Source organism: Nocardioides furvisabuli, assembly GCF_021083185.1.
Lineage (GTDB): Bacteria > Actinomycetota > Actinomycetes > Propionibacteriales > Nocardioidaceae > Nocardioides > Nocardioides furvisabuli.
This window is the reverse complement of record NZ_JAIGQB010000005.1, coordinates 176755-196179: the sequence shown is the minus strand read 5'-3', so window position 1 is coordinate 196179 and position 19425 is coordinate 176755. Positions and strand designations below refer to the sequence as shown.

At 71.6% G+C, this 19425-nt stretch carries 17 protein-coding genes; 6 read left to right on the top strand and 11 right to left on the bottom strand.

Annotated elements, in window-relative coordinates; all coding sequences use genetic code 11:
* Positions 1-22 precede the first annotated feature (22 nt).
* The 9 genes from K4G59_RS11950 to K4G59_RS11910 form a co-directional block, all read right to left on the bottom strand.
* Positions 23-2749, bottom strand: a complete 2727-nt coding sequence (locus K4G59_RS11950; RefSeq protein ID WP_231251282.1) for an FG-GAP-like repeat-containing protein — start codon at positions 2747-2749, stop codon at positions 23-25.
* Between the two features lie 227 nt (positions 2750-2976).
* Complete coding sequence (locus tag K4G59_RS11945) at positions 2977-3744, bottom strand: ABC transporter ATP-binding protein (RefSeq protein ID WP_231251281.1); 768 nt, start codon at positions 3742-3744, stop codon at positions 2977-2979.
* Positions 3744-4655, bottom strand: coding sequence for an ABC transporter permease (locus K4G59_RS11940; protein WP_231251280.1), 912 nt, complete (start codon positions 4653-4655; stop codon positions 3744-3746). The genes K4G59_RS11945 and K4G59_RS11940 overlap by 1 nt, the downstream gene beginning before the upstream one ends.
* 7 nt (positions 4656-4662) lie before the next feature.
* Positions 4663-6702, bottom strand: coding sequence for a glycosyltransferase (locus K4G59_RS11935; RefSeq protein WP_231251279.1), 2040 nt, complete (start codon positions 6700-6702; stop codon positions 4663-4665).
* A complete protein-coding gene (glf, locus tag K4G59_RS11930) occupies positions 6699-7907 on the bottom strand; it encodes a UDP-galactopyranose mutase (RefSeq protein ID WP_231251278.1) in 1209 nt (402 codons plus the stop codon). Before glf ends, K4G59_RS11935 begins: the two co-directional genes overlap by 4 nt.
* A gap of 37 nt (positions 7908-7944) precedes the next feature.
* Positions 7945-8904 carry a glycosyltransferase family 2 protein gene (locus K4G59_RS11925; RefSeq protein WP_231251277.1) on the bottom strand — a complete coding sequence of 320 codons (960 nt, stop codon included), beginning with the start codon at positions 8902-8904 and terminating at the stop codon, positions 7945-7947.
* Positions 8901-9830, bottom strand: coding sequence for a glycosyltransferase family 2 protein (locus K4G59_RS11920; protein ID WP_231251276.1), 930 nt, complete (start codon positions 9828-9830; stop codon positions 8901-8903). The genes K4G59_RS11925 and K4G59_RS11920 overlap by 4 nt, the downstream gene beginning before the upstream one ends.
* A 31-nt stretch (positions 9831-9861) precedes the next feature.
* Entirely contained in the window at positions 9862-11316 is a 1455-nt protein-coding gene (locus K4G59_RS11915) for an LCP family protein (protein ID WP_231251479.1), read from the bottom strand.
* Between the two features lie 191 nt (positions 11317-11507).
* Positions 11508-12005 (bottom strand): acyl-CoA thioesterase, encoded by a 498-nt coding sequence (locus tag K4G59_RS11910; protein ID WP_231251275.1) that lies wholly within the window; start codon positions 12003-12005, stop codon positions 11508-11510.
* 25 nt (positions 12006-12030) lie between these two features.
* Between K4G59_RS11910 and K4G59_RS11905 the strand changes: the two genes are divergently transcribed.
* The gene (locus K4G59_RS11905) at positions 12031-13257 is read left to right on the top strand and encodes an LCP family protein (RefSeq protein WP_231251274.1); all 1227 of its coding nucleotides are present in this window, start codon (positions 12031-12033) and stop codon (positions 13255-13257) included.
* A gap of 221 nt (positions 13258-13478) precedes the next feature.
* Here K4G59_RS11905 and K4G59_RS11900 read toward each other — a convergent pair whose 3' ends face one another.
* Positions 13479-13742 (bottom strand): DUF1905 domain-containing protein, encoded by a 264-nt coding sequence (locus K4G59_RS11900; RefSeq protein WP_231251273.1) that lies wholly within the window; start codon positions 13740-13742, stop codon positions 13479-13481.
* 510 nt (positions 13743-14252) lie between these two features.
* Between K4G59_RS11900 and K4G59_RS11895 the strand changes: the two genes are divergently transcribed.
* The 5 genes from K4G59_RS11895 (at position 14253) to K4G59_RS11875 (ending at position 18484) form a co-directional block, all read left to right on the top strand.
* Positions 14253-14978: a PadR family transcriptional regulator gene (locus K4G59_RS11895; protein WP_231251272.1), complete on the top strand. Its 726-nt coding sequence runs from the start codon at positions 14253-14255 to the stop codon at positions 14976-14978.
* Positions 14975-15397 carry a DUF1707 SHOCT-like domain-containing protein gene (locus K4G59_RS11890; RefSeq protein ID WP_231251271.1) on the top strand — a complete coding sequence of 141 codons (423 nt, stop codon included), beginning with the start codon at positions 14975-14977 and terminating at the stop codon, positions 15395-15397. The genes K4G59_RS11895 and K4G59_RS11890 overlap by 4 nt, the downstream gene beginning before the upstream one ends.
* 49 nt (positions 15398-15446) lie before the next feature.
* On the top strand, positions 15447-15983 hold the full coding sequence (locus K4G59_RS11885; RefSeq protein WP_231251270.1) for a hypothetical protein: 537 nt from the start codon (positions 15447-15449) through the stop codon (positions 15981-15983).
* A 75-nt stretch (positions 15984-16058) separates the two neighbouring features.
* On the top strand, positions 16059-16808 hold the full coding sequence (locus K4G59_RS11880) for a YcnI family copper-binding membrane protein (protein ID WP_231251269.1): 750 nt from the start codon (positions 16059-16061) through the stop codon (positions 16806-16808).
* Complete coding sequence (locus tag K4G59_RS11875; RefSeq protein ID WP_231251268.1) at positions 16805-18484, top strand: copper resistance protein CopC; 1680 nt, start codon at positions 16805-16807, stop codon at positions 18482-18484. Before K4G59_RS11880 ends, K4G59_RS11875 begins: the two co-directional genes overlap by 4 nt.
* Here K4G59_RS11875 and K4G59_RS11870 read toward each other — a convergent pair.
* A complete protein-coding gene (locus K4G59_RS11870; RefSeq protein ID WP_231251267.1) occupies positions 18462-19316 on the bottom strand; it encodes a DUF8832 domain-containing protein in 855 nt (284 codons plus the stop codon). The genes K4G59_RS11875 and K4G59_RS11870 overlap by 23 nt on opposite strands.
* Between the last annotated feature and the right edge of the window lie 109 nt (positions 19317-19425).

Here is a 19425-nt window from a genome sequence, read left to right as displayed (position 1 = left end):
CTGCTCTGGTCGCGCCGGCTGATCACCCGGCCAGGTCGAAGGCCCCCAGTCCCTCGCCCAGCACGCGCGGGGTCGAGACGCCCGAGCGGCGACCGCTGTAGACGTAGACCATGCCGCTGGCGCGCTCACGCACGACGTAGTCGCTCTTGCCCTTGAGCGTCATCGGCTGGACGCCGAGGACCCAGTCGAAGCCCGAGAGGTCCGAGGGCAGCCCGGCGGGCATCGGCACGCCTCCCTTGACCGGCACGGCGGCGTCGAAGCCCGACCCGTTGCCGCGCCACACCGCGAGGGTGCCGCCCGTGGTACCCACCAGGTCCGGGTTGCCGTCCCCGGTCACGTCGCCGACCGCGGTCAGGCCGGAGACGGCGCCCCAGCCCGCACCGAGCACGCGGCCCGGCGCCAGGGCGCCCGTGCCGTTGCCCGCGAAGAGCAGCAGCTGGCCGGAGGTGTCGCGGCCCAGCACGTCTCCGGCACCGTCGCGGTTGACGTCGCCGGCGTTGAGCAGCATGTCGAGGCCGGCGAAGGAGACACCGGTGTCCACCGGGGCGCCGAGCTCGAAGGTGTCCCGGTTGGCGACGACCACGAGCTGCTTGCCCGCAACGCCGATCAGGTCCGCACCCTGGCCGCCGACCAGGTTGGTGCCGGTGATCCAGCGCATGCTCTTGAGGTTCGAGGCCGGGCCCCGTCCGGCGCCGTACGACCCGTCGCCGCGGCCCGGCAGCATCAGCATCTTGCCGGCGCTGGTGCGGGCCACGAGGTCGGAGGTGCCGTCACCGTTGAAGTCACCGGCGACGAGGCGGTTGTAGCCGCTCCACCTGCCGGCCACGCGCTGCGGCGGGGCGAAGCGTCCGGTGCCGTAGCCGGTCTGCAGGAAGAGCCGGTTCCTGGTGCGCAGCAGCAGGTCGGCGCGCCCGTCGCCGTTGAGGTCCCCGGCGCCGATGAGCTGGCGGTAGCCGCTGTAGCCCTTGCGGGTGACCTTGCGGTCGAAGCCGCCGCGACCGGTGGCCAGGAGCGTGGTGAGGCGACCCTTGAAACGGGCGACCAGGTCGTTGCGGCCGTCACCGTTGATGTCGCCGACCGCGGTGATGAGCGAGTAGCCGCGCAGCGACATCTTCTTGGTGGTGGCACCGAACTTCCCGTTGCCCTTGCCGGCCCGGACACGCACGATCCCGGATCGGTCCACGGTCACCAGGTCGGCCCGGCCGTCGCCGGTGAGGTCGGGTGAGACCAGGACGTCGGCGCGCTTGTTCCAGCCGCTCCTGCCGACCACGGTCCGCTTCTGGAACGACGTCAGGCCGCCGGTGGGGATCATCAGGCCGCGCCCGTCGGAGGCGCGGCGCACGACGAGGTCGGGGTAGGGCGAGGCGTCGAGGTTGTTCTGCGGGGCAGGCGCGGACACCGCGACGGGCTGCACGGTCGGAGGAGTCGGGGTGACCGGGGCCGCGCTGCTGGCGTACTGCCGGATGAGCGGGAGCTTGGCGTAGAGGTAGCGGCCCGGGCAGGCGGTCGAGCCTGCGTCGCGGTGGCCGTTGATGGCCGGGAAGGTCGAGCGACCGACCTTCTGCGACACGGACGCGGGGTTCACGCCGTGCAGGGAGAGCTTCCAGGCGAACAGGGCGCCGTAGGCCCGCAGCATCACGTCCGGCGGCTGCACGGTGTCGAAGTTGCCGATGGCCGACATCGCGAAGGCGTAGTCGTTGTAGTTGAGCGTGTGGGCGCCGACGACGGGCTTGTCGATGCCGCCGAAGCGGCCCTCCCAGATCCGGCCGAACCGGTCGACGAGGAAGTTGTAGCCGATGTCGCTCCAGCCGCGGGACTTCACGTGGTAGGCGTAGATGCTGCGCAGGATCGCCGGCACCTGGGCCTCGGTGTAGTCGTTGGCGTTCACGGTGTGGTGCACGAACCCGGCGCTGATGGAGCCGTAGCGCAGCGCGCGCTTGTCGCGGATGCTCTCGTCGGCACCCCACTGGGCGCGGGAGAAGATCGTGGGCTGCGCGGCGACCTTCGTGGCGTACGCCGCCCGCAGGCTGAGGCCCTCGGACTGCATCAGCTCGTCCTGGTCGGCGAAGTCCTGCTCGTAGGCGGCCGTGGGGTCGTCACCGGTCTCCTGCGGGGCCGACTGCTGGGCCGGCGCCTCGGTCTCGCTGCCCGGGGCCGTCCCGGGGTCGACCAGCGCGAGCGAGAGGTCGTCGGGCAGGGTCGCGCCGTCCGTGCTCGCCTCGACCTGGACGTCGTCGACGTCGCCGACGAACATCGGCTCGGTGCCGGGACGCGACGCGCGCCCCTCGGCGCTGTCGGCGTCGGGGCCGTGCTCGTCGTGGTACTCGAGGTCCTCCCAGGCGCTCCACTCCTCGCCGGTGCGGGTGCGCACCTTGAGCGAGATCTGGTCCTCCTCGAGGTCCTCCCCGTGCTCCCAGGTGACGCCGACGGCCGCGAAGCCGGTGACCGGCTGCGGGGTGCTCTGCACGCGAGCCGTGGTGGGGCTGCCGGCGACCGTGCGGCCCTTCAGGCCGGAGAACCCACCGGCTGCGCCCGTCAGCGGCACCTCGGTCACCTCGGGCGTGACCGCGGAGGTCGGCACGGTGGCCGACACCAGCGCGGCCGAGGCGTCCGGGGCGGTCTGCGAGGGGTGCTCACCGACGATGTCGAGCGACACCACACCGGAGGCCGGGGTGAGGACGACGAGGACGACACCCAGGGCCAGCACCTGCTGGCAGAGGGTGACGAGACGTGCCTGAAGAGGGCGCATGGGAATCTCTACTCCTGTGTGGGGGAAGGTCACACAAGGCAGAAGTTCACACCAGTCACACCAGTCACGGAAGAGTTTCTGAGTAACTACAACGGTGTAATTTCCACTCGACACGCCGTTACATGCGTGTAATTCTGACTGATCGTGGCACGAAACGGTCGACGACGCGCCGAGAACAGCACTCCCGCCCCCCATCGCAGGGAGCGGGAGCGTCGCGAGCCACGGGCCTATATGTCGGCGCCGAGGCCGTCGTCGTCGCCGTTGTCGTCGCTCTCGTCGTAGTGGAGGTAGCGGATGCCCTCCTCGACGTCACCGTCGAAGCCGAGCCTGCCGCTCTCCATGACGAGCACGCGGTTGCAGAGGTTGCGCACCGAGCCGGGCGCGTGGGAGACGTAGAACATCGTGACGCCGGAGGAGACGATCTCGTCCATGCGCTTCTTGCACTTGCGCTTGAACGGCCGGTCCCCCACCGCCAGCGCCTCGTCGGCGATGAAGATGTCGGCGTCGACGTTGACCGCGACCGAGAAGCCGAGGCGGGCCTTCATGCCGGAGCTGTAGTAGGCGACGTCGGTGTCGAGGAACTTGCCCAGGTCGGCGAAGTCGACGATCTCGTCGAACTTGCGGTCGGTCTCGGCTCGCGACATCCCCAGGATGGCGGCATTGAGGTAGAGGTTCTCGCGGCCGCTGAGGTTGTTGTCGAAGCCGGTGCCGGTGGCGATCAGGCCGGCGATCCGCCCGCGGGTGAGCACCGAGCCCGAGTCGGGGCGCATCACGCCGCTGATCAGCTTGAGCAGGGTCGACTTGCCGGAGCCGTTGAGCCCCATCAGGCCGACCGACTCCCCCTCGCTGACCTTGAAGCTCACGTCGTCGACGGCGTTGAACACGTCGTGGGTCTTGCGCCCGCGGGCCTTGGCCAGCACGGTCTGCTTGAGCGAGCGCTGGTAGGACAGCGTGAAGGACTTGGTGGCGTTCTCCACCTGGATCATCGTCGTCATCAGAGGCGCTCCGGCACCCGCGCCTCGAGGCGGGAGAAGACCCGCTGGGCCAGCACGAGGAGGGCCAGCGAGATGCCGGTCATGACCAGGCCACGGGTGAAGAGGTGGTCGGGCAGGTGCACCGCGGCCGTGGCCTCCGGGTCGCTCGTGGTGCCGGTCCAGAAGCCGCGCTGGATCAGCAGCACCGCCTCGGCCATCGGGTTGAGGAGGTAGTAGCTCGCGAGCGGCTCGCCGAAGCGCTCCTGCACCAGCGTGAAGGGGTACATCATCGGCACGCTGAAGGTGACGAACTGCGTGAGCGTCTGCGCGACCTTTCCGATGTCGCGCATGAAGACGTTGCCCACGCTGAAGAGCAGGCCGAGCGCGAGCCCGAGCGCCGCGGTGAGGGTGAAGCCGAGCAGCGCGGCCGCCATCCCGACGGCATCGGGACGCCAGCCGAGGAACAGGCACGGGATGAGCAGGATGATCAGCATCGGCACGGTGTGCCAGGCGGCCACCAGCATCCGCGCGACCGGGAACATCTCCCGCGGCACGGGCAGCTTGGTGATGAGCGAGCGGTTCTGCACCAGCGACTGGGTGCCGCCGTTGAAGGTCTCGGTGAAGAAGTGGACGATCACCATGCCGGCGAACAGGTGGATGGCGAAGTTCTCGATCGTCCCCTCACCGCGGCCGATCATCACCTGGAACAGGAAGTAGAACATGCAGAATCGGATCGCCGGCTGCAGGTAGCTCCACACCCAGCCCAGCACCGTGCCCTGGTAGCGCGACTTGATGGTGTTGCGCACCAGCATGCCGAGCAGGTAGCGACGGCGTACGACCTCGGCGAGGCCGGTCGCCGCGGGCGGCGCCAGCGGCAGCGCCTCCAGCTCGGCGGAGGTGGGTCGGCCGCGCCCGAGGGGGGGCGTGCTCACGGCCTGCTCACTCGTCACCGTCGCGCTGCTCGGTCCACGGCGCGAACGTCTTCTCCCACGCCTCGGGCGAGGTGATCTCCCCCAGCGCCTCGCGGTACTGGCGGGCCAGCTCGGGCCACTCGCGGTGGAAGCGCCGGTGGATCTCCACGGTGCGCTTCATCAGGTCGCGGTAGTGGGCCGGGTCGCGCTGGTAGAGCGCGACCGAGCTGCCGTCGTTCATCGAGACGACGGCGGAGTCGTACTTGACCAGGTTGAACCAGCCCGAGTCCATCGCCGGGAGCTCGGCCTCCGGGTACTGGCGCGACATCTCGCGGACCGGACGCAGCTGGCGCAGCGGGGCCAGACCCGCGGCGACCAGCGTGCTGAGCCGCCCGGGGATCTCGATGTCGGACTTGCCCTTCTTCGGGGGCTTCTTGCGGCGCACCGGCGGCAGGTCGTCGCGGTCCTCGATGAGCTGTGCGTCGGTGAACTGCTTGCGGAAGGCGTTGATCTCGCCGAGCTTGGTCCCCAGCTCGCCGTGCAGGGCGTGGGGGCCGCGCAGCACGTCCTCCAGGGCCAGGTGGCGCAGCTCGGCGGTGGAGTACTGCAGGGAGGCGAGGTGCTTGACCTGGTGGTTGAAGCTCTCGCGCACCATCCGCCCGCCGCGCTCGTACGGCGAGTGGAGCAGCGCGGCGATGAAGCGGTTGCGCTGGTGGAAGTAGGACTGCCAGTCGACGCCGTCGTTCTTGTCCGTCCACGGCACGTGCCACACCGCGGCACCCGGGAAGGACACCGTCGGGTAGCCCGCCTGCTTGGCGCGCAGGCCGAACTCGGAGTCGTCCCACTTGATGAAGACCGGCAGCGACAGGCCGACCTCCTCGAGCACCACCCGCGGGATCAGGCACATGAACCAGCCGTTGAAGTCGACGTCGGCGCGCTTGTGCAGCCAGCGCGCCGAGCGCAGGTTGCGGGCGCCGAAGTCCCACTGGCTGTAGCCGTCGAGACGGGTCTGCCACCAGAAGCGCCAGGGCTGGACGATCTCGCCGAAGGAGTGCAGCTGGGAGCGGTTGTAGATGTTGAACATGTGGCCACCGACGATGGTCGGGCGCTTGGCCAGGTCGCCGAAGGTGACCGCGCGGATCACGCCCTCCGGCTCGCAGACGACGTCGTCGTCCATCATCAGGGCGTACGTCGCGGTGCCCTTGCGCACGCTCTCGAGCTGGCCGCGGGCATAGCCGCCCGAGCCGCCGAGGTTGCCCTGGACCAGCACCCGCAGGCGGTCGCCGAGCACCTCCTCGGCGTGCGGGAAGAACTCGGAGTCCGCCACGAGGTCCTTGCCCTGCTCCATCACCATCACGGTGTCGAGGTAGGGGGCGAGCACGTCGTCCTCGCCGAGCTGGGTGAGCAGCTTGGCGCAGAAGTCGGGGCGGTTCATCGTGGTGATGCAGATGTCGGCGGTGCCGTGCTCGGCGCGGTCGGCGGGGACCTGGGCGTTCCACTCGGCGCCCTCGACCACGGCGCCGTGGTCGCCGGCGACCACGTCGTACCAGTACCACCCGCCGTCGACGAACGGCTTGAGCGGCAGGGCGAAGGTGAACGTGCCCGCCTCGCCCTCGACGACGGCCGACTCCACCCTCTGGGCGTGGCCGCGCGCCATCGACTTGTAGACGGTGACGACCGAGCCCGCGCCGCTCAGGCGGACGGTCAGCTCGACGTCGGAGACGATCGTGTGGCGGCGCCAGTAGGACGCCGGGAAGGCGTTGAAGTAGGTGCCGAAGGACAGCAGCTGCGCCGGCTCGAGCCGCAGCTCGGTGCGCGAGCGGATCTGGTCGGGGTGCAGCTTGCGCCCCGTCGAGGTCGACTGCCGGATGGCGGCGTTGTTGAGGTCCTTGGCCGCCTTGCTGCCGCCCACGTCGTGCCGGTCGGTGTCGAGGACGGCGTCCTCGAGGTCGACGTAGAGCGGGAAGACGTCGGTGTCGCGGTCGACGGGCAGGATCTGCCGCTGCAGCAACCGGGTGACGGTCTGCTCGTGCGTGCCCGTGATGGTGCCCGTGGGGGTGGTGCTCATGCCTCGATGCCTCCGCTGGTCAGCTCCGCGCCCTCGGTGAAGTGGGGCTTGAGCTTGTTGTCGTACATCGACAGCGCGGCCCCGATGGCCATGTGCATGTCGAGGTACTTGTAGGTGCCCAGGCGCCCGCCGAACAGCACCATCGGCTCGGCCTTGGCCAGCTCGCGGTACTTCAGCAGCTTGGAGCGGTCGTCAGCGGTGTTCACCGGGTAGTAGGGCTCGTCGCCCTCCTCGGCGAAGCGGCTGTACTCGTGGACGATGACGCTCTTGCCGGGCAGGTGGGTCTTCTCGCGCTCGGGGTGGAAGTGCTTGAACTCGATGATGCGGGTGTAGGGGACGTCCTGGTCGTTGTAGTTGACCACGCCGGTGCCCTGGAAGTCGTCGGTGTCGACGACGCTCTCCTCCAGGTCCACGGTGCGCCACGACAGGCGGCCCTCGGAGCTGCCGAAGTACTCGTCCACCGGGCCGGTGTAGACGATCGGGACCTTGCCCTTGAACTCGTCGGCGACGGCGAAGAAGTCGGTCTCGAGGCGGACCTCGATGTTGGGGTGGTCGGCCATCTTCGTGAGCCACGCGGTGTAGCCCTCGGTGGGCAGTCCCTCGTAGGTGTCGCTGAACCAGCCGTTCTGGAAGGTGTAGCGGACCGGGAGGCGGGTGATGATGTCGGCGCTCAGCTCGGTGGGGTCGGTCTGCCACTGCTTGGCGGTGTAGCCCTTGATGAACGCCTCGTAGAGGGGGCGGCCGATCAGGCTGATCGCCTTCTCCTCGAGGTTCGAGGCGTCCTCGGTGGCGACCTCGCTCGACTGCTCGGCGATGAGCGCGCGCGCCTCGTCGGGGGTGTGGGACTTGCCGAAGAACTGGTTGATCAGCGCCAGGTTGAGCGGCAGCGAGTAGACCTGCCCCTGGTACTTGCCGAAGACGCGGTGGCGGTAGTCGGTGAAGGAGGTGAACCGGTTGGCGTACTCCCACACGCGCTCGTTGGAGGTGTGGAACAGGTGCGCGCCGTACTTGTGCACCTCCACGTTGGTCTCCGGGTCGCGCTCGCTGTAGGCGTTGCCACCGAGGTGGTGGCGGCGCTCGAGGATGAGCACCCGCAGACCCAGCTCCTCGGCGCAGCGCTCGGCGATCGTGAGGCCGAAGAGTCCGGCGCCGACGATGACGAGGTCGGGAAGCGTTTCCGTGTCGTGCGTGGGGCCCTGGGACAAGGGATGAACTCCTGTGGGTGAGATGCGCTGGGTGAGTCTATCGAGGGGGACGTGCAGAGTCGGTGAGGCGGCGCATGCCCCGCGCCGACGCCATGGCACGGATCACGTTGCGGGCCTCCGCCCGGCCGCCGCGCAGGGGGCTGAGGAGGACCACCGCGAGGGTGATGAGCCACGGCTTGGCCCGCACGAGCGCGTTCTCCCCGTGGCGCAGGTGCACCACGAAGAGGTTGCGGTACATGTAGAAGCCCTTCCAGCCCGACAGGTCGTGCTGCTGGTTGAAGTCGAGCTGGCGCACCAGCACCGCGTCGCGGACCCCCCAGATCCGGCGGCCGGTCCGGCGGGCACGCACGGCGTACTCGGCGTCGTCGTAGAAGATGAAGAACGACGGGTCGGGGAAGCCGACCTCCTCGATGACGCTGCGGCGGGCCATGAAGCCCTCGAAGGCCACGTTGTGCACCTCGACGAGGGCGGGCATCGACGCGCGGTCGGCGTACGTGCTGTCGACCGTCGCGCGCTTGGGCTTGATCGCCAGCGGGTTGCGCAGGTCGAAGTCGACCGCCGCCTTCTCCACCAGCGCCCCCGCGAGGTCCTCGCGCACGGCGATCAGGCAGTCCTCGTCGACGGCCATGAGCGCGGCGAGACAGCCGGGGGCGGGGACGACGTCGTCGTCCATCAGCCACACCCGGTCGAAGCCCTGGTCGTACGCCGCCCGCACGCCGCGGTGGAAGCCTCCGGCGCCGCCGAGGTTGTCCTGCCGGATCACCTCGAGCGGCAGGTCGGTGCGGGCGATCCTCTGGGAGAGCACCTCGGGGGTGTGGTCGGCGCTCGCGTTGTCGACGACGATGACCGCGTCCGGGGCGTGTGTCTGGGCGGCGATCCCGTCGAGCATGGCGGCCAGCAGGTCGGCGCGGTCGTGGGTGACCACGACGACCGCGACGCTCTCCCCGGCGGAGCTCCCGGTGGTTGAGGTGCGAGCGGAGCGAGCCTCGAAACTCATCCGAGGAACCTCCGGTGGCCGTCGAAGTCCCCGGCGATGCCGGCGCGCATGGCGCCCAGGCTGAGTCGCAGGCGCGCCAGGCTCGGGCGGGTGAAGGTGTAGAACCACGCGGTCTTCACCACGAAGGCGAGGGCGTGCAGCGGCCCGCGGTAGTCGCGCAGGTTGACCAGGTTGTTGCGCGCCATGCAGTAGTGCTTGAGGTCGCTCGGCGAGTCGTTGTAGGTCGTGCGGCCGAACATCATCGGGGTGCCGAGGTTGCCCACGCTGGGGTGCCGCACGGTGGCGGTGACGACGGTGGCGACGCGGGCGCCGGCCTCCTCGGCGCGCAGCCGGTACTCGTGGTCGTCGCCCCAGATGAAGAACTCCTCGCGGGGCAGGCCGATCCGGTCGACGAGCTCCTTGGTGACCAGCACGCCGTTGAACGGGATCACGATGCCGTCGATGCGGTCGGCGCGGGCGGCACGGCGTACGTCGTCGACGGCGTGCACCACGCGGGCGCCACCGGGCAGCCGGATCGGGAAGACCAGCCGGCCGGGGTCGGCCTCGTCGACGACCAGCGGGCCCCAGAAGTCGAGGTTGTCGGTCTCCTCGAGCAGCCGCTCGAGGCAGTCGCGGTCGGGCAGGCCGTCGTCGTCCATGAGCCAGACCAGGTCGGCCTCGCGGTCGATGGCCCAGGCGAGCCCGTCGTGGAAGCCACCGGCGCCGCCGCGGTTGGTGGTCAGGGTGCGCCCCGACAGCGGGATCTCACCGGTGTGCCCGCGCGCGGCCAGCCACTCCCCCGTGCCGTCGGAGGAGGCGTTGTCGACCACCAGCACCTCTGCCAGGCCGTCGATCTCACCGAGCCGCGTGACGAGCGTCCGGAGCAGCTCGAGGCGGTTGAAGGTGACCACGACCGCGACGATGCGGGGCAGCGGTCCGGTGGTCACGGCGTACACAGTAGGGGTCGGGCGCGGGGCCTCAACAAACCGCGCCGAGGTCCTCCGACTGGTTCGCCGCGTAGCCGGTCGACAGGGAGCCGAGCGAGCCGCCCGTGACCGCCGGGGGCGGGGTCGGGGTGGTCGGCGCGGAGGGCGGCGCGGAGGAGGTCGCCGGAGCGGCGGGCGCCACGGAGTCGTCCGCGTCCGCTGCGGGGGCCTCGACCGCCGGCGCGTCGGCGGCCTCGACGGTCTCCACGACCGGCTTCTGGCCCTCGGCGCGCGCGATGGCTGCGGCGACCTTCTGCTGCACGAGCTCGATGTCGGGGTTCGCGGTGTTGATCATCGGCGGCACCAGCGACAGCGTGGCGATCTTCTGGTTGCGGGCCTTGAGGGCGAGGTCGACGAAGCGGTCGACCTCGCCGCGGGGGATGTCGGTGGAGACCATCGCCGAGCTCGCGCCGGCGATCTCCTCGAAGTTGGTGAGCGCGACCTGGGGGCTGACCTGCTGGAGCATCGCGCCCATCACGCACTTCTGCCGCGCCATCCGCGAGTAGTCGTCGGAGCCCTCGCGGGCCCGGGCGAACCACAGCGTGTCGTGACCACCGAGGGTGCGGACGCCGGGCTCGATGTAGTGGAAGGTCTTCTCGTGGGGCAGCCCGACGGGGATCGGCTGGCGCACGTTGAGCTCCACGCCGCCGACGGCGTCGACGAGGTCCTTGAACCCCTCGAGGTTGACCATCGCCCAGTAGTTCACCTCCAGGCCGGTGATGCCCTCGACGCCCATGACGGTCGCGTCGACACCGGGGTTCTTCGAGCCCTCGAACAGCTCGGCGTGGTCGAGGGCCCAGGTGGCGAGACCGTTGAGGTACTGGCCCTCGGCGTCGAAGCCGTTCGGGAACTGCTCGTCCATGACCGAGCCCTCGGCGAAGGGGAAGTTCTGCATGTTGCGCGGCAGCGAGATGAGCACGGTCTTGCCGGTCTCGGCGTCGATGCTCGCCACGGTCATCGAGTCCGGTCGCAGGCCCCAGCGACCCGCACCGGAGTCGCCGCCCATGAGCAGCACGTTGTAGCGCCCCTGGTGGGCGTCCACGGCAGCGCCGTCGCCGAACATCGAGACGATGAACTGGCGCTGGACGCCGACCATGTGGGCGCCGAAGAGCAGGGCGCCGGCGACGCTGAAGCACAGCAGGCCGTTGACGCCGACGATCGCGAGGCGGTGCTGGCGCTGGAGGGTCAGGGGCTGGCCGAGGCGCCAGGCGTCGACGAACAGGTAGGCCCACGCGACCGCGAGGCCGATCAGCGCGACGCGGAGCACCAGCAGGAAGGTCGTGTCGGTGCCGGCCCAGAAGGCGACGCCGTGCCAGAAGTACGACGTCACCAGTGCCGTCGCGCCCAGCGCGAGGAGCACCAGCCAGGTGCGCACCGCGAGCAGGCCCACCCGACGGTTGCCGGAGACCAGCTGTGCGGAGCCGGGCAGGACGAGGGTCATCAGCATCAGGGTCACCGCGCGACGGAACCGCACACGCTGCGCGCGGTCGAGCGTGGTGAAGCGCGTCTGGTGCGACCCGGGGGGCGGGACGGGCGGCATCGCGGGGCCTTTCAGCTGGGGGAAGTCAGCCCGACCAGTATCACCAGTCACACCCGTCCCATCGGTGCGCGACTCGCCGTGTCGCTCAGCCTGGGCGGTCAGCCCTCGCGGCCCCGGTCGATCTCGGCCTTGCGCGCCAGCCGGTGCGCGCGCCTGATCTCGGCCTCGCGCTGACGGCGTACGTCGTCGGGCGTCTCGGTCTCCAGCGGCGGCACGGGGCGCGGGTGTCCGTCCTCGTCGATGGCCACGAAGACGAAGTAGGCGCTGGCCACGTGGACCGGCTCGTCGCCGGCGTTGCCCCACGGCTGGGCCTCGACACGCACGCCGATCTCCATCGAGGACGTGCCGGCCCAGTTGACCTGGGCGTAGGTCTTGATGATGTCGCCGACATGGACCGGGGCGAGGAAGGTCATCTCGTCCATCGCCGCGGTGACCGCCGGGCCGCCGCTGTGGCGGTGCGCGACGGCGCCGGCCGTGGAGTCGGCGAGCTTCATCACCTCGCCGCCGTGGACGTTGCCGAGCAGGTTGGCCTCGCTCGAGTGCGCCATGATCCCGAGGCTCACACGGCTGTACGACGTGGGGCGGGGGTTGCTCACCCTCGGCACGGTAGCGTCTTCGCCCATGGCTGATCGTCCGCAGGGTTCCGGGGTGCCCGAGAAGGGAACACCCGAGTACGACTGGCTCTACGGGGGCTCGTCGCAGAAGCCGCCGAGTGACGCCACCCAGAAGGTGCCGACCCAGGGATCGGGCCGGGGAGCCTCGCAGGCCCAGCGCCCCGACGAGACCCGGGTGATGCCGGTGGCCAGGCGCGAGGCGCGGGGGTCGGGTGGGCAGCCCCCGGGCCGTCCGAGCACGTCGTCCGCCGCACCGCCGCCGCGCCCGGAGAAGAAGCGCCGCCGACTCCCCCGCCTCCGGCTGGGCCTCATCCCGCTCCTGCTCCTGCTGGTGCTGGTCTACCTCGCCGGTGTCCCGCTCTACCACTGGACGACGCTCGACGAGGTCGACGCGACCCCCGCCGGCGACCGGCCGGGCGACCAGCCGGGGACCAACTACCTCATCGTCGGCTCGGACAAGGCCGACGACCTCACCGACGAGCAGCGCGAGGTGCTCGACACGCCCGAGCGCGGCGGCACCAACACCGACACGATCATCGTCCTGCACACCGGCTCCGGTGGTCGCACGATGATGTCGATCCCGCGCGACACCCTCGTCGAGGTGCCGGACGGCGGCACCCAGATGATCAACGCCGCCTTCGCGAGCGGCGGAGCACCCCTGCTGGTCCAGCGCGTGGAGGCGCTGACCGGCATCCACATCGACCACTACGTCGAGCTCGGCTTCGGCAGCGTCATCAACACCGTCGACGCCTTCGGCGGGGTGCAGATCTGCCCCAAGCAGGACATGCGCGACCCGCGGGCGCGCCTGGACATCAAGAAGGGCTGCCAGGAGGTCGACGGCCTCACCGCGCTCGGCTACTCCCGCTCCCGTTACGTCACCGCGCTCAGCGACCTCGACCGGGTCGCTCGCCAGCGCGAGGTGATCAGCGCGGTCGGCGACGAGGCCCTGTCCCCGTGGACGTTCGTCAACCCGGTGCGCTACTGGCGGATCAACGACGCCGCCTCCGGAGCGATCCGCGTCGACGAGGAGATGAACCCGCTCGACCTCGGCCGGTTCGCCCTGGCGATGACCGGCGACACCCGGACGTGCACGATGCCCAACCTGCCGGCGCCGAGCGACCCCAACCGCATCATCGCCGACCCCGAGCGGGCGCCGGCGCTGTTCGACGCGATCATCGAGGACGCCGGCGTGCCGGGGCGGGCGTGCACGCCGACGGGGCGCGCCCGCCAGTAGCCCGGGCGGGCGTGGGCTTCGGCCGCTGCGGTTGGTCTTCGAGCTGGGCTGGGTGGTGGTGCACAGCGCCGCTTGTCGGCGAACGCCAAAATCCGTAACTGATCCGGCGAGTCGTTGAAGGGCGTTGGCGACGCCGTCGACTTCGACGAGGTGGATGCGCCCCTTGAACGGGTACCCGCGGGCAGGGCAAGGGCTTCGTGTGCTGGGACAGTTGGTGCGGCTCAGCGGTCCGGATCGGCGACGAGGTCGACCGTGACCTCGTCTCCGGCTCCACGGCCGGTGTTCTTGCGGGTCTCGGCATTGAATGAGACCAAGAAGCGTCCACCCATCACGCCGATCGTGGTCTTGAAGGTGTAGTCGCCGTCGATGGTGACGACCACTGGCACCCGCTTCCCGCGGTTGAAGGCTTGGACGATGTCTTCGGGGACGACGATTCCGACGTTGTTGCCGCCGGTTGCCTCGAGGACGGTACGGAAGGTGGCCATGGTGAAGAACTCTCTGTTTCAACTTCGAAGAGTATGTCGCAGCGGAGATGAGCGCGCCCTCGGAAAGCACCGAAGCTGCTGCAATCAGGGCGGTCGAGAAGATGCGTCATTTTGCAGCCATTGTCCGGTCCCGGGCCAGACCGGCCCCCCACAACTCGGGCCCCCTACGCCGGCGCCACCACCGAACCAAGACCTACGGTGGCTGCTCCACCCGCGTCGTCGGTCCCGGGCGCCGCCTGGCGCACGCCGCACGGCCGCGCGTTCCTCGTCGACCACACCGGCACCACCCGACTGCCCGCTGCCCGGGCACCAGCCATGCTCAGCGCCATCGACGACGGACTTCACGCCGCCAGTCGCCTACGGAGCCTGCTGGTCGGCGCCCGTGGATCAGGGTCGGACCGGGGTCATTCCGGGTTGTCCGGGCCCAGATGCCGGCGTACGCTCGCGATATATCGCGATAGGTCACCGATAGGTCATCCGACGCACCGTCCAGGACACGAGGAGCACACCATGGGACACCACTGGCCCGGGGCCGACTGGCCCGAGAGCAACGACGAGAACCGCCCCGACCGCGCCGAGGGCGAGCGCGACTACCGACGCCCCTCCGGCGGCGACTGGAGTGGCTGGGGGCAGGCCTTCAGCGGTGGCGGCGGCCGCGGTCGCAAGGCCGGTGGCCCGCCGCCGTGGCTCGGCGAGATCTTCGGCTTCGCGAGCGCCCCCCAGCGACCGCAGCAGCGCAGCCCGCGCGTGCGTCGCGGCGACGTGCGCATGGCGATCATCGACGTGCTGCACCGCGCCCGCACGGCCGAGGAGCCGATCAACGGGTACCAGGTGATCCAGGAGATCGCCGAGCTGAGCCACGGTGACTGGCGCCCCTCCCCCGGGTCGGTCTACCCCACCATCCAGCAGCTGCAGGACGAGGGCCTCGTGGAGGCCGACGACGAGCGCGGCCGCCGCACGATCCGTCTCACCGACGCCGGCGTCGAGTGGGTCGAGGCCCACACCGACGAGGTCGCCTCGGTCTGGGCGCCCTTCGCCCGGACAGAGCCGTCGCCCGACGACCAGCCGTCCGGCCAGGCCGACATCAAGAGCGAGATCGGCCAGGTCGTGAGCGCGGTGTGGCAGCTCGGCACCCAGGGCTCGGAGCAGCAGAAGAAGGCGGCCCTCGGCGTCCTCGTCGACACCCGCCGCCGCCTCTACGGCATCCTCGCGGACGGACGGGACGCCGAGCGATGACCTCGCCCGACCCCCGGATGCGCATCGCCGACAGCGACCGCGAGCGCGCGATGGCCGACCTCGCCGGCCACTACGCCGAGGGACGCCTCGACCACGAGGAGTACGACGAGCGGCTCGACGCGATCTGGACCGCGCGCACCCGCGCGGACCTGGCCCTGCTCTTCAGCGACCTGCCGCGCCTCCCGGCGCCGCTGCCACCGGGGCCGGAGCCGGCCGGTCCCCGTCGGCCACGGGCCCGGCAGCGGGTGCCCCTGCTGCCCGTCCTGGCGGCGCTCGTCGTGCTCAGCCTCCTCACGGGCGCCCACCTGTGGCTGCTGGTCTTCCCGCTGATGTTCATGCGGAGCCGCCACCGGGGCGCGTCCTGCGGACCGCCGCGCGGCCAGGCCGACTACCGCCGTCCGAAGGGCTCGCACGGCTGACGCCGGACGGCCCGGCGCGCCTGGGAGGCGCGTCTGGGACGATGTGCGCGTGGCGTGGGAGGTGCGGGTGGAGCAGGCGCGTGCGCCGTACGCCCTGACGCGCGCCCTCGCCGCCACGATCCTCACCGTCACCGGGGCTGCGTCCGCCCACACCTGGGCCGGCGGCGACGTCCCCACGGCACCCGGGCTGGCCCTGGTCGCCGCGGTGGTCCTGGCCGCCAGCCTGCTCGTCCTGCGGCGTGAAGTCCCGGCGCCGGTCCTGCTGCCCGTGGTGGCCGTGGCACAGCTCGGCGTGCACGAGTCGTTCGGGCTCGTGTCCTCGCACGACCACATGACCGGCACGGCGACCGACCCGGGCTGGTCGTGGCAGATGCTCGCCGCCCACGTCTTCGTCACCGCCCTCACCACCGTCCTGTGGTGGGCAGCGCGCCGGGCAGCGGCGTACGCCGTCCACCTCCTCGCGCGGCCCGTCCTGCCCGTCGTCGGTCAGCTGCGCCGTCCGGTCACCTCGACGACCCCCGTCACGCTCGTCCACCTCCTCGTCCCCCTCCTGCGCGGGCCACCCGTGGCGGTCCTGCCCGCCTGAGCCCGGACCGGGCTCAGGGGCGCTCGCGACCCCAGATCCCCACCTGCCCTGCGGCAGGCCCACTCCAGGAGAGACATGTCCATCCGTACGTTCGCGCGCCTCGGCGCGCTCCCGGCCGCCACTGCGGCCATCGCCCTCTCGCTCGTCCAGCCGGCGAGCGCCCACGTCACCGCGACCCCGACGACGGTCGAGGCCGGCGCCTACACCGTCGTGACCTTCAGCGTCGGCCACGGCTGCGAGGCATCGCCGACGACCAGCATCGAGATCCAGGTGCCGGAGCCGGTGCTGTCGGTGACCCCCACGCGCAACCCGTTCTGGGACGTGGAGCCCACGGTCGAGCAGCTCGACGAGCCGGTCGCCGACGCCCACGGCAACGAGGTGACCGAGCGCGTCGCCTCCATCGTCTACACCGCGCGCACCCCGCTCCCCGACGGCATGCGCGACACCTTCGAGCTGTCGTTCCAGCTGCCCGACGCGGCGGGCGAGACGCTCACCTTCCCGACGATCCAGACGTGCGAGGAGGGTGAGAACGCCTGGACCGAGGTGCCGGCCGAGGACCAGGACCCCCACGAGCTCGACAGCCCCGCGCCCGCCTTCGAGGTGGTGGCCGCGAGCGGCGGCGACCACCACGGCGACGAGAGCGCCGACGAGAGCAGCGAGGAGGGCGCCGACCAGGCGGCCGACGCCTCCGGCGAGGAGACCGAGGCCGCGGCCACGACCGCGACCGAGGACTCCTCGATGCTGGGCTGGATGGGCCTCGGTGCCGGCGTGCTCGGCCTCCTGGCCGGCGGAGCAGCACTGGCCCGCACTCGCACCACCTCGTGATCCCGCTGGCGCGACCGGCGTCGTGGCGACGGGCGCAGCGCCCGTGGGCCGCGGCGCTGGTCGCGCTCGCGCTCGTCCTGCTCGGCGCCGCGCCGGCCTCGGCCCACGCGGAGCTGGTCGGCAGCGATCCCGCCGAGGGGGCCGTCGTCGAGACGGCGCCCTCGGAGGTGACGCTGGCCTTCAACGAGCCGGTGCGGCTGACGCCGCAGGAGATCGCGGTCTACGACGCCGACGGCGACCCGGTGGCCTCCACGGCCGGCGCCAACGGGACGGATGTCACCGTCGGCCTCGCCGACGCCGACGACCTCTCGGACGGCACCTACGTGGTGTCGTGGAACGTCCTGTCCGACGACGGCCATCCGATCTCGGGCGCCCTCACCTTCTCGGTGGGTGCGCCGAGCGCGTCGGTGGCGGCGCCTCCCGAGCAGGCAACCTCCTCGGCCGCGGTGACCGTGGTGCGCGACGTCCTCGCCGTGGTCGCGCTCGTCGGCCTGCTGCTGGCGGCGGGCCTCGCACTCTTCGTCGCACTCGTGCTGCCGCGTGCCTGGCCCGGGACGGCGGTCCGGGCCCGGCTGCGCCGCGTCACCTCGTACGCCGCCGGGGCGGGCGCTGCGGCCGCGGCGCTCCAGGTGCCGGTGGCGGCGGTCTACGGCCAGGGGCTCGAGCTCACCGACGTCGTGTCGGCCTTCGACGCATCATTGGTCGCCAACGAGCTGCTGAGCGCCGCGGTCGTGCTGGTCGGCCTTGCCGTCGTCGTGCGGGCCGGTTCCGACAGCGCGCCCGTCCGCACGACCGCGTGGCGGCTCACCGCCGGCGCGCTGGTGGCGCTGGCCGGGCCGTCGCTGGTCGGCCACACCCGGGCGTTCAGCCCGTCACCGCTGCTGGTCGCGGCCGACGTCCTGCACGTCACCGCAGGTGCGGTGTGGCTCGGCGGGCTCGTCGGCCTGGCGCTGGCGCTGCGCGCGCTGGCGGGTCGCGAGGTGCTCGCCGCCCAGGCGCTGGCCCGCTTCTCCGCCCTCGCCGGCGGTGTCCTGCTCGCCGTGGCAGCCACCGGCACCTTCCTCGCGTGGCGCGTGGTGGGGTCCTGGGACGCCCTGGTCTCGACGGCGTACGGCTGGCTGCTGCTGGCCAAGGTCGCGATCGCCCTCGTCGTCGCCGCGGTCGGCGGCTGGAACCGCTGGCGCACCCTCCCCGCGGTGCGGACGGCGGTCGGCTTCGGTGACCGGGAGCGCGCCGCGACCGCCGTGACCCGGACGGTCCGCGTGGAGGCGGCGCTCCTCGTGGCGCTGCTCGGGGTCACCGGCTTCCTCGTCAGCTCCTCCCCCCGTCCCGTGCCGGTCGCCGCGCCGACCGGCACCACCGGCGTCGGTGCCGCCACCGCCGGCGACCTGCGCGTGCTCGCGGTGCTCGACCCGCGGCGTACGGGCAGCAACTCCGTGCTGGTGCAGGTCCAGGACGCGACGGGCGAGCCCTTCGACCCGCCCGTGAACCCGGTCGCCGAGCTGCGCACCGACGGCCTCGACCTCGGCCGGGTGGCCCTCACCCCGATCGCCGCGGGGACCTACCGCGGCGAGGTCGTGGTGCCGCGCGCCGGCGAGTGGGAGGTGCAGGTCAGCATCGCGCTGAGCCGCTTCGAGAACCCCGTGACGACGGTCAGGCTGACCGTGCGACCGTGAGCCCGACCGGCACCGTGTGCAGGAAGCCGTCGACGCGCACCTGCACGAAGAGGCGGTAGTCGCCCGGCTCCTCGATCTCGGAGTGGAAGGTCAGCTCGGCGCCGTCCTCGGTGACCTCGGGCGCGGCGAGCGGGTGCAGGTGCACCATCGCACCGGTCGCGGTGTCGAAGCCCGTCACGTGGCCGTAGGCGCCGAGGTAGGTGCCGAGCCCGACCGGTCCGCCTGCCCGGTCGCGCACCACGAGCCGCAGCTCACCGTCGGGCCCGGTCGTCGGGGCCTGGGAGACGGAGACGTCGACGACCCGGTCCGCCGCAGCAGTGTCGCCGGGGTCCCCCGGCGGCATCGCGAGCGGGCGCCCGAGCACGACGTGGTCGCCGTTGCCGCCCTCGTCCACCGCGACGAACTCCGTCACCACGCGGTAGCCGCCGGCGTCGGGCACGTCGAAGGGAGCGGTCCACGTGCCGTCGTCGGCCCGCGTGGGGTGCAGGTGGCGGAAGACAGTGAGGTCGTCGTTGACGACGTAGAGGTGCAGCTCCTTGGTGAGCTCCTCGACGTAGTCGGTGACGGGCTCACCCTTGTGGTCGTCGATGCGGAAGCGCAGCTCACCGATGCCGTCGGGCTGCTCGCGCACCTGGAGTCCGGCGAGGGTGTAGCCGACCTCGGAGACCTGCGTGCCGTCGCCGACCGCCAGCGAGGTGTGTCCCTGCCCCGGAGCGTGGGTGTGCCTGGTCTCTGCCCGACCGTCGCCGGCGGCGTCGCCGGAGCACCCCGCGACCGCGCCGAGCGCCGCCACGGCCAGCGTCACGGCCGTACGTCGGGAGCGGGAGGTCACGGGGTTCATCGTACGAGGACGACCTCAGGCCGCGACGACCACGCTCCGCGGCGTCGCGACGCGCCCCTGGGTCACTGAGGCGGCTGACGCCCGCGTGGCGGTCCGAGCC

Bases quoted from the DNA above. Each gene is read 5' to 3' on its own strand.
- K4G59_RS11880 (WP_231251269.1), top strand. From the start codon at position 16,059: ATGTCCATCCGTACGTTCGCGCGCCTCGGCGCGCTCCCGGCCGCCACT.
- K4G59_RS11950 (WP_231251282.1), bottom strand. From the start codon at position 2,749: ATGCGCCCTCTTCAGGCACGTCTCGTCACCCTCTGCCAGCAGGTGCTG.
- K4G59_RS11905 (WP_231251274.1), top strand. From the start codon at position 12,031: ATGGCTGATCGTCCGCAGGGTTCCGGGGTGCCCGAGAAGGGAACACCC.
- K4G59_RS11935 (WP_231251279.1), bottom strand. From the start codon at position 6,702: ATGAGCACCACCCCCACGGGCACCATCACGGGCACGCACGAGCAGACC.
- K4G59_RS11895 (WP_231251272.1), top strand. From the start codon at position 14,253: ATGGGACACCACTGGCCCGGGGCCGACTGGCCCGAGAGCAACGACGAG.
- K4G59_RS11915 (WP_231251479.1), bottom strand. From the start codon at position 11,316: ATGCTGATGACCCTCGTCCTGCCCGGCTCCGCACAGCTGGTCTCCGGC.
- K4G59_RS11890 (WP_231251271.1), top strand. From the start codon at position 14,975: ATGACCTCGCCCGACCCCCGGATGCGCATCGCCGACAGCGACCGCGAG.
- K4G59_RS11945 (WP_231251281.1), bottom strand. From the start codon at position 3,744: ATGACGACGATGATCCAGGTGGAGAACGCCACCAAGTCCTTCACGCTG.
- K4G59_RS11925 (WP_231251277.1), bottom strand. From the start codon at position 8,904: ATGAGTTTCGAGGCTCGCTCCGCTCGCACCTCAACCACCGGGAGCTCC.
- K4G59_RS11900 (WP_231251273.1), bottom strand. From the start codon at position 13,742: ATGGCCACCTTCCGTACCGTCCTCGAGGCAACCGGCGGCAACAACGTC.